The sequence below is a fragment of the Verminephrobacter aporrectodeae subsp. tuberculatae At4 genome (assembly GCF_000193225.1).
Classification (GTDB): domain Bacteria; phylum Pseudomonadota; class Gammaproteobacteria; order Burkholderiales; family Burkholderiaceae_C; genus Acidovorax; species Acidovorax aporrectodeae.
This window is the reverse complement of record NZ_AFAL01000772.1, coordinates 1-1,406: the sequence shown is the minus strand read 5'-3', so window position 1 is coordinate 1,406 and position 1,406 is coordinate 1. Positions and strand designations below refer to the sequence as shown.

Genomic DNA, 1,406 nt, shown 5'->3' with positions numbered 1-1,406 from the left:
GGCCTGGCCGGCGCCGTGGCGCAGGGGCTGTTTCGCAACCCGCTGGCCGACCCGTACCTGCTGGGCAGCGCCTCGGGCGCGGCGCTGGGCGTGACCGTGGCCATGGCGTGGTTCGGCGTGTCCGCGCTGGCGACGCCGTGGCTGGCGCGCATCGGCACCGCGGGAATGGCCTTTGCGGGCGCGGTGCTCGCCGTGCTGCTCACGCTGCTGCTCGCGCGCGGCGTGCAGCACACGCTGCGCCTGCTGCTCGCGGGCGTGGTCGTGGGCGTGGTGCTGGGCGCGCTGCGCGACCTGGTGCAATTGGCCTCGCCCGACATATTGCGGGCCGTGCACGCCTTTGCGCTGGGCAGCACGGCCTTTGTCGGCTGGGCGGCCTGCGCGCTCATGGCCGCGGCCTGGGGCCTGTGCAGCGTGCTCGCCTGGACGCTGGCGCGCGCGCTCGACGCGCTGACGCTGGGCGAGGCCACGGCCGCCAGCCTGGGCCTGCCGCTGACTCCCATGCGCGCCGGCCTGGTGGCCGCGATGGCGCTGGCCACGGCTGTGGCGGTGGCGCAGACCGGGCTGATCGCCTTCGTCGGGTTGGCCGCGCCGCACCTGCTGCGCTCCATCGTGCGCGTGACGCACGCGCGCCACATCCTGCTGTCCAGCTTCATGGGCGCGCTGCTGCTGCTGGCCGCGGACATCCTGGCGCGCTGGCTGCTCGCACCGCAGGAGCTTCCCGTGGGCGTTCTCACGGCGGCGCTCGGCGGCAGCTACCTGCTGTGGCTCATGCACCGGCGCACGGTGCAGGCGGGTGGGGCATGAAGCCGATCGCCATCAGCGCGCGCGGCGTCTGCGCGGCCATCGGCAAGCAGCGCGTCCTGCACGGCATCGACCTGGAACTGCGCGCCGGGTGCTGGACCAGCGTCGTCGGACCGAACGGCGCGGGCAAGTCCACGCTGCTCAAGGCGCTCGCAGGCCTGCTGCCGCGCGCTGCGGTGCAGGGCGAGCTGCGCTGGCTCGGGCGCCCGCTGGCGCAGATTCCCGCGCCCGAGCGCGCCCGCTTGCGCGCCTGGCTGGGGCAGAACGAGGGCGGCGCCGACGAGCTCACGGGCTACGACGTCGTCATGCTCGGCCGCCTGCCGCACCAGTCCTGGCTCGCGCCGCCGGGCCCGGCGGACCATGCCGCCGTGGCGCAGGCGCTGCACAGCACGCAGGCCTGGGACTGGCGCCAGCGGCCGCTGGCGCAGCTCTCGGGCGGCGAGCGCCAGCGCGTGCTGCTGGCGCGCGCGCTCGCCGTGCAGGCCCCGGTGCTGCTGATGGACGAGCCGCTGGCCAACCTCGACCCGCCGCACCAGACCGACTGGCTGCACACCATGCGCACGCTGGCGCACGCCGGCGGCACCGTGCTGAGCGTGCTGCACGAG

Annotated in this window: 2 protein-coding genes; both read left to right on the top strand. The window is 75.7% G+C overall.

The window, feature by feature from the left end; all coding sequences use genetic code 11:
• Positions 1–804: FecCD family ABC transporter permease (locus VTU_RS0121385; protein WP_010108591.1), on the top strand; the 804-nt coding region annotated here is incomplete at its 5' end.
• Positions 801–1,406 (top strand): ABC transporter ATP-binding protein (locus tag VTU_RS0121380; protein ID WP_010108590.1); only part of this gene is annotated, 606 nt, incomplete at its 3' end. The genes VTU_RS0121385 and VTU_RS0121380, both read left to right, overlap by 4 nt.